This window comes from Egibacteraceae bacterium (assembly GCA_035540635.1).
In the GTDB taxonomy this organism is placed as follows: domain Bacteria; phylum Actinomycetota; class Nitriliruptoria; order Euzebyales; family Egibacteraceae; genus DATLGH01.
The window spans coordinates 1-7177 of the sequence record DATLGH010000020.1 but is presented as its reverse complement, the minus strand read 5'-3'; the positions used below and the strand labels follow the sequence as shown (position 1 = coordinate 7177).

At 74.9% G+C, this 7177-nt stretch carries 9 protein-coding genes; 4 read left to right on the top strand and 5 right to left on the bottom strand.

Annotated elements, in window-relative coordinates; genetic code table 11:
• Positions 1 to 31 precede the first annotated feature (31 nt).
• From VM324_03795 to VM324_03785, 3 genes are read right to left on the bottom strand one after another with little or no spacing between them, the layout of a single operon-like run.
• Complete coding sequence (locus VM324_03795; protein ID HVL98394.1) at positions 32 to 625, bottom strand: TlyA family RNA methyltransferase; 594 nt, start codon at positions 623 to 625, stop codon at positions 32 to 34.
• Between the two features lie 16 nt (positions 626 to 641).
• Complete coding sequence (locus VM324_03790; GenBank protein HVL98393.1) at positions 642 to 815, bottom strand: hypothetical protein; 174 nt, start codon at positions 813 to 815, stop codon at positions 642 to 644.
• Positions 812 to 1348, bottom strand: a complete 537-nt coding sequence (locus VM324_03785; protein ID HVL98392.1) for a hypothetical protein — start codon at positions 1346 to 1348, stop codon at positions 812 to 814. Before VM324_03785 ends, VM324_03790 begins: the two co-directional genes overlap by 4 nt.
• Positions 1349 to 1457: 109 nt before the next feature.
• Between VM324_03785 and VM324_03780 the strand changes: the two genes are divergently transcribed.
• Positions 1458 to 2225 carry a rhomboid family intramembrane serine protease gene (locus tag VM324_03780; GenBank protein ID HVL98391.1) on the top strand — a complete coding sequence of 256 codons (768 nt, stop codon included), beginning with the start codon at positions 1458 to 1460 and terminating at the stop codon, positions 2223 to 2225.
• Between the two features lie 6 nt (positions 2226 to 2231).
• Here VM324_03780 and VM324_03775 read toward each other — a convergent pair whose 3' ends face one another.
• Positions 2232 to 2648 (bottom strand): tetratricopeptide repeat protein, encoded by a 417-nt coding sequence (locus tag VM324_03775; GenBank protein HVL98390.1) that lies wholly within the window; start codon positions 2646 to 2648, stop codon positions 2232 to 2234.
• Between the two features lie 88 nt (positions 2649 to 2736).
• Here VM324_03775 and VM324_03770 point away from each other — a divergent pair, with 88 nt between their 5' ends.
• The 3 genes from VM324_03770 to VM324_03760 all read left to right on the top strand — a co-directional run bounded on the left by VM324_03770 (position 2737) and on the right by VM324_03760 (position 6452).
• Complete coding sequence (locus VM324_03770; GenBank protein ID HVL98389.1) at positions 2737 to 3996, top strand: DUF1015 domain-containing protein; 1260 nt, start codon at positions 2737 to 2739, stop codon at positions 3994 to 3996.
• Between the two features lie 175 nt (positions 3997 to 4171).
• Complete coding sequence (locus tag VM324_03765) at positions 4172 to 5476, top strand: AI-2E family transporter (protein ID HVL98388.1); 1305 nt, start codon at positions 4172 to 4174, stop codon at positions 5474 to 5476.
• A 16-nt stretch (positions 5477 to 5492) separates the two neighbouring features.
• Positions 5493 to 6452 carry an MBL fold metallo-hydrolase gene (locus VM324_03760; GenBank protein HVL98387.1) on the top strand — a complete coding sequence of 320 codons (960 nt, stop codon included), beginning with the start codon at positions 5493 to 5495 and terminating at the stop codon, positions 6450 to 6452.
• 31 nt (positions 6453 to 6483) lie between these two features.
• Here VM324_03760 and VM324_03755 read toward each other — a convergent pair.
• Positions 6484 to 7177 (bottom strand): hypothetical protein (locus VM324_03755; GenBank protein HVL98386.1); only part of this gene is annotated, 694 nt, incomplete at its 5' end.

Here is a 7177-nt window from a genome sequence, read left to right as displayed (position 1 = left end):
CTCGTCACCGCCGACCTGTCGTTCATCTCCCTCACCCTCGTGGTGCACGCGCTCGCCGCGGTGGCGGCGCCTGCGGCTTGACGAGCAGGACGTGATCGGCCGCAGGCGCCGCCACCGCGGCGAGCGCGTGCACCACGAGGGTGAGGGAGATGAACGACAGGTCGGCGGTGACGAGGTCGGGGGGCGGCGGCGGGAGGTCGCCGGGCGTCAGGTGGCGCACGTTCGTGCGGTCGAGGACGAGCACCCGCGGGTCGGTGCGGAGATTCCAGGCAAGCTGCCCGTACCCGACGTCGGCGGCCACGACCCGCGCCGCTCCCCGCTGGAGCAGCACGTCGGTGAACCCGCCGGTGGAGGCGCCCGCGTCGAGGCAGTGGCGGCCCTCGACCGCGACGCCGAGCGCGTCGAGCGCTCCGGCGAGCTTGTGCCCTCCCCGGGACGCGTAGCGGTCGGGGGCCCCCGCAACCGCGATGTCGGCGGCGGGCGCGACCTGCGACGCCGCCTTCAGCGCGGGAGCCCCGTCCACGGTGACCCGACCCTCGTCGATGAGGCGACGGGCGTCCGCGCGGCTGCCCGCGAAGCCGCGGCGGACGAGCTCGGCGTCGAGACGCCCGCGACGGCCGGCCACGTGGCGCCGCCCGCGATCAGATCCCGGCGAGAGGCTGCGGCGTACCGGCGTTGCGGGTCGCCGCGAGGGCTCCCAGCTCCGCGACGAGCGCGCGGTGCACCGCGTCGAGGACCTCGGGGTGTGCGTCCACGGGGGCGGTCTCGAGCGCTGCGAGCCGCGCCTGCAGCAGGCCGAGCCGATCGTCGCTCACGGTCGGCCCGGAGGCGCCGACTTCTTCGCCGGCTGGCCCGGTGCGGCGGTCCGCTTGGCGGCGGCCTCACGGGCCGCCTGCTTGGCTGCGGCGCTCTTCTTCGCGGTCGCCTTCGTCGCCGGTGCGCTCTTGGTCGCCGGCACGCTCCTCTTCGCCGGTGTGGCTTTCGTCGCGGTCGCCTCCGCCGCCGGCGCGCTCTTCTTCGTGGTCGCCTTCTTTCTGGGCTTTGCGGACGCCGTCCCGCCGGAGCTGCGCTCGAGGCTGTCGAGCCTGCGCTCGAGCGTCCGCAGGTCCTTGCGGCGAACGAGCCCCAGGCGCTCCACGGCCTTCTCGACCTCCGCGCTCACGACGCGGCTCATCGCCTTGCGGTTGGCCTCGGACTTCGTCAGGAGCTCGTCGACGGCCTTCTCCGCGCGCTCTGCGGCGATCTCCCCCTGCTTGACGAGCCCGCGTACAACCTGCTCGGCGCGCTTCTGCGTGGCGTCCCGCAAGCCGCTGGCGAGGTCGATGTACTTCTGCCAGTCCTTGTCCACGTCGGCCTCCCCTGTGAGCCCTCGAGCGGGTCACCGCCCGCGATGGGCTGAGCATAGCCAAGCGCGCGCAATGGATAAGGGAGGCGCAACAGGGGCAGCCTCCGGCGACATGGTCATCCCTCTCGGCGACCGCAACCCCACGCGTCGGCGGCCCTGGGTCACGTGGTTCCTCGTCGCCGCGAACATCGGCGTGTTCGCGTTCGTGCAGCCGTGGTGGGCCGACGGCTGCACCCAGCGGGAGTTCTTCCTCGCCTACGCCGCGATCCCCGTCGAGCTCGTGCAGGGCCAGCCGCTCGACGCCGGTCAGGTCGCGCAGGCCCTGCCACCCGGATGCGACGTCCAACCGGTCCCCGACAAGCCGGTGTACGCGGCCGGCGTCTTCAGCCTCTTCCTCCACGGCGGCTGGCTGCATCTGCTGTTCAACATGCTCTACCTGTGGGTCTTCGGCAACAACGTCGAGGACCGTCTCGGGCATCTGCGCTACGCCGGCTTCTACGTCGTCTGCGGCCTGCTCGCCACCGCGGCGTTCGTCGTGCCGAACGCCGACAGCCCCGTGACGCTCGTCGGCGCCTCGGGGGCGATCGCGGGCGTGCTCGGGGCCTACCTCGTGATGTTCCCCCGTGTGCCCGTGACGGTGACCGTGCCGGTCCTGCTGTTCCTCATCGTGCGCCTGCCCGCGGCGCTCGTCCTGCTCATGTGGTTCGTCGGCCAGCTCCTGCCGCTCGGGCAGCCGATGGGCAGCGGCGGTGTCGCCTACCTCGCCCACGTCGGCGGCTTCGTCGCCGGGGTGGTGATCGTCCTGCTGCTCGGCCACCGCCCGGAGCGCAGGCGGCGCCGCGCCGAGGCGACGCCGGGGTGGCCGGGCGGCTACCGGTAGCCGTCGTCAGGCGCCGAGGCGCTGGAGCACCCGGGTCAACGCGTCGTGGTAGTCGCCGCGGTCGGCGAGCGCGCAGGCGAGCTTGAAGTGCTTCGCCGCGTCGGGCAGCCGCCCCTGCCGTTCGTAGCAGCGTCCCACGCCGAAGTGGGCGTAGGCGTCCGAGGGGTCGAGCTCGAGGGCCAGCTCGAACTCCGCGCGGGCGCGCTCCACGCGCGCCGACGCGAAGTACGCCCGCCCGAGGGTCTCGTGCAGCGACGCCTTGTGCGGCTCGTGCTCCACCGCGAGCTCGAGCACCTCCGCCGCCCCGTGGGGGTTGCCGTCGGCCAGCCTCGTGCGGGCCTGCTGGTAGAGCGCGTAGACGTCGGCGCCCTGCGGTGCCCCGGAGGGGACCGCCGGGGTCGGGGACTCGTCCTCGTGTGCCATCGTGCGCGCGCTGCTCTCGGTCGGGGGTCGGATACCCCCAGTATGGTGGCCCGGCGAGGGTCAGGCAGCGTCGGGGAGGAGGCGGTCGGTGGTCGACGCCGCGCCGTTCCGCGGACTGCGCTACGACACGGCGGTGGCCGGGGACCCGGCGTCGACGAGCGCGCCCTCGTACGACGACCTCGACCCCATCACGTACGCCGCTCACCGCACCGCAAGCCCCTACACCGTCCTCGAGCTGCTCGCCCCGCCCGACGCGACGGGGTCGTACCGCGCCGCCGGGCAGGCCCTGCGCCGCTGGCGCCGGACCGGGGTGCTGCGCCCCGAGCCGTCACCGGCCTTCTACCGCTACGAGGAGCACGAGCTGCGCCGGGGCGTGCCGACCGTGCAGCGCGGCCTGCTCGCCGCCGTCGCGCTCGACGAACCCGGCCGGGACGGCGCGTTCCTCACCCACGAGGACGTCGACCCGGCGCGGGTGGCCGACCGGCGCCGCCGGTTGGAGGCGGTGCGGGCCGACCTCGCCCCCGTGTTCGCCCTCGCCACCGCGGGCCCCGCCGAGCTCCGTGAGCGCCTCGCCGAGCCCCCGCGGGAGCCTCCCGTCGTCGCGCTCACCGACGAGGCCGGAGTCGACCACCGCGTCTGGGCGGTCACCGACCCCGGGCAGGTCGCGGCGCTCCGACGGGCACTCGCGCCCGTGCGGGTGCTCGTAGCGGACGGTCACCACCGGTACGCCGCGGCCCTCGCCGCCCGCGTCGAACGCCCCGAGGGTCCCTGGCACCGTACGCTCGTCTACGTCGTCGACGCCACCGGCGACGGGCCGGAGGTGCGGGGGGTCCACCGGCTGGTGCGCGGCGTGGACCGCGCCGCGCTTCGCAGGGTCGGCGAGGACTTCACGCTCGAGGAGGCCCCCGCGGCGGCTGGCGCGCTGCGGGACCGCCTCGAGGCGGTGAGCGGTCGCGGGTTCGGGCTGCTCGTCGCGCCGCCGCTGGCCGCGGCGGTCGGCATGGCGTCCGCGCTGCTGCGCCCCCGCGACGAGCGCCGCCTCGCCGCCCGGCTGCCGCAGCGGCGCTCACCGCGGTGGCGCGCTCTCGACACGGCGGTTCTCGACCACGCGGTCCTGCCCGGCCTGGGGGCGACCGCGGTCGAGTACCGGGCGGACCTCGACGCGGCCGCCGCCGCCGTCCGGTCAAGCCGGGACGCGCTGCTGTTCCTGCTCCGGCCGGTCGACGTGCGCACCGCCGAGGCGTTCGCCGCCGCCGGCGAGCACATGCCGGCCAAGAGCACCTACTTCCGGCCGAAGCCGCGCGCGGGGCTCGTCCTGCGCGCCCTCGACGACGGGGAGGGTGGGTGAGCGCAGCCTGGCCGCTTCCCGGAGTGGGAGGTCGCGCGGGCATCCTCGACCTGCACGTCGGGCTGGGGGACGAGGTGGAGGCCGACGACGACGGCGGGGCGCCACCGTCCGCTTGCCGGTCCCGCCGGGGAGTCCTACCGTCAGGGGTCATGGGCGGAAGGGTGAAGGCGGTCGCGTGCACGACCCCGGTGGACCAGTGACCGGGCAGGCCGGCCACGGCCCCGCGGCCGGCGGTCCCGACCCGCGTCCCGGGAGGGACGGGCGGTTCGAGCCGTGGTTGACCCCCGGGCGGCTCGCGTCGCTCGCCGCCGTGCTCATCGCCGCCTACCTCACCTTCGTCATGGTGGCGGCGCTGCGCGGGGTGCTCGTCATGCTGCTCGTCGCGCTCTTCCTGTCGTTCGCGATGGAGCCGGCCGTCCAGTTCCTCGCCCGGCGGGGGTGGCGGCGCGGGCTGGCCACGGCGGCGGTGTTCCTGGCTGTGGCCATCGGCACCGTCGGCACGGTCGCGGCGATGGTCCCGCTCATCGTCGACCAGGTCACCGGCCTCGTGCGGAGCATCCCGCAGTCGATCAGCGAGCTGAACCAGCTCATGGCCCGTCTCCCGTTCAACGTCGACCTCGAGGCCAGCCCGGAGCTGCGGCGCCAGGTCCTCGAGTGGTCCAACGAGCTCGGTGACCGGGCAGGGGAGGTGGCGCTCGGGGCGGCCGGCAACGTCGTGAACATCGGGGCGACCGCGGCCGGCGTGCTCGTCCGCGCCTTGGCGGTCGGGTTCATAACCTTCTACCTCGTGGCCGACGGCCCGCGCCTGCGCCAGACCCTCGCTCGGCCCCTGCCACCCGCGCGCCAGCGCGAGATGCTCGCGATCTGGGAGCTCGCGGTGGCCAAGACCGGCGGCTACATCTACTCACGGCTGTTCATCGGCTTCGCCTCGGCCGCCGCCCACACGGTGTTCCTGCTCCTCGTCGGCGTGCCGTTCGCGTTGCCGCTCGGCCTGTGGATGGGGGCGATGACCGCTTTCGTTCCGCTCGTGGGCGTCTACCTCGGGGGGATCCTGCTCCTCGTGGTCGCCGCCGTTCACGAGCCCGTCCAGGCCCTCTGGGTGCTCATCTTCCTCACCATCTACCAGCAGGTCGAGAACTACGTCCTCGCCCCGAAGGTCCAGGCGCACACCATGGACCTGCACCCCGCGGTGGCTTTCGTCTCCGTCCTCGTCGGCGCGACACTGCTCGGCGCGGTCGGCGCCCTGCTCGCCCTGCCGGCCGCGGCGATCACCAAGGCTCTCCTGTCGACCTACGTGCGCCGCCATGAGCTCATCTCCGAGCTCGCCGAGGTCCCGCTGCCGGTGATCCCCGGCGAGGAGGCGTCCCCCACCGGGCCGGCGCCCGCCCCGGGCGAGGAAGCCGACGGGCAGGCCACCGCGGCTGCCGGCCGCGTGGGCGAACCCGGGCACGGCAGCGACCGCGACCCCGTATCCCCCTAGTCGAGGCGAGACCGACATGAGCGTCGAGGAGCTGCCGAACGGTCTGCGGGCGGTCGACACCCGCACGGCGGGGATGTCCCGGGTGACGGCCGGCTACCTCATCGACGCCCCCCGGCCGACCCTCGTCGAGTGCGGCCCGGCCCTGTCCGTCGGCAACGTCATCGACGCGCTGCACGGCCTCGGCATGGACGGCGGCGACCTCGCCCATCTCGTGTGCAGCCACATCCACCTCGACCACGCCGGCGGCGCGGGCGACATCGCGAAGGCGTTCCCGAGCGCGACGATCGTCGTCAGCGAGGTCGGCGCCCGCCACCTCGTCGACCCGACACGGTTGAACGCAAGCTCACGCCGGGTCTACGGGGAGGTCATGGACACCGTCTACGGGGACTGCACCCCCGTGGAGGGGACGCGGGTGCGTGGCGTGGCCGATTGTGACGTCCTCGATCTGGGGGGCGGCCGTCGGCTCGACCTGCTCTACACGCCCGGGCACGCCAAGCACCACATCGCGGCCTTCGACAGCGACACCGGGGCGCTCTTCGTCGGCGACTCCGTGGGCGTGAAGATGCCGGGCATGGCGGTGATCCGCCCCGCCACTCCCCCACCCGACTTCGACCTCGTCCTCGCCCATCGCACCCTCGAGCGGTACCGCAGGCTCCAGCCGGCGGCGGTGTACCTCGCCCACTACGGCGCGGTCGACCCGCCGCTGCAGGCGCTCGACGAAGCCGCCGAGCGACTGACGCTCTGGGCGGCGACGGCCGAGGCCGCCTACGCGGAGGTCGCCGGGCGCGGGGACCACAGCGAGCTCGACCACGTCGCGGAGACGCTCGGGCGCCGGTTCGCCGACGAGCTCACCGTCTCGGCCGAGCAGGACCCGGAGGCCGCCGGCAGGGTGGCCCTGCTGACCGGGGTGCGCTCGAACGCGATGGGGCTCGTGCGCTACTTCCAGCAGCGGGCGGAGGGCCTGACCGCACGGTAGCGGCCGCATCCCCGGGCCCGGCCGCGGGTGCTCAGCCCCCGAGGGCCCTCAGGCGGTCCTCCACGTCGAGGTAGCCGGGCTCGACCGCGTCGATGGCCTGGAGGTAGTCGACGGCGGCGTCCTCGTCGCCGTGGCGTGCGGCGAGATCCGCGGCGACGTACCAGAGCCGCACATGGTGTGGGCGGACCTCGGCGGGCTGGAGGTCGGCGCGCTCGAGCGCCCGCATCGCGCCGTCGAGGTCCCCCCGGTCGGCCCGGTCGCCGGCCAGGACGATGAGCGCCTCGGCCAACCGCTCGGCGGGCACCCCCGCCGACGCCATGGCGTCCACGTACTCGACGACCTTGTCGGGGCGGGCGGCTGCCCGCGCGCAGTCGGCCAGCAGATGGTTCTGGTCCTGGCGCCCCGAGAGGCGCCGGTAGGTCAGGAGCTCGCTGTGCGCGCCGGCGAAGTCGCCGGCGTGGTAGCGGGCGACGCCGAGCGCCTCGCGGACCGCAACGCTGCGCGCCGCGGCGCTCTTGGCCCACTCGAGCAGCTCGATGGCCCGCCCGACGTCCCCCGCGGCGAGCGCCTCCCCCGCAGTGGCGTACGCGCCCACGACGTCGTCGACCTCCCCCGGACGCGCGGCCGAACGCAGGTCGGCGTACACATCCCGCGGCACGCGCGGGCGCTCCTCGGGCAGCGACGGCTTTCCCGGGGCGTGCCTGCGCGGGCGCAGCGGTCGCTCG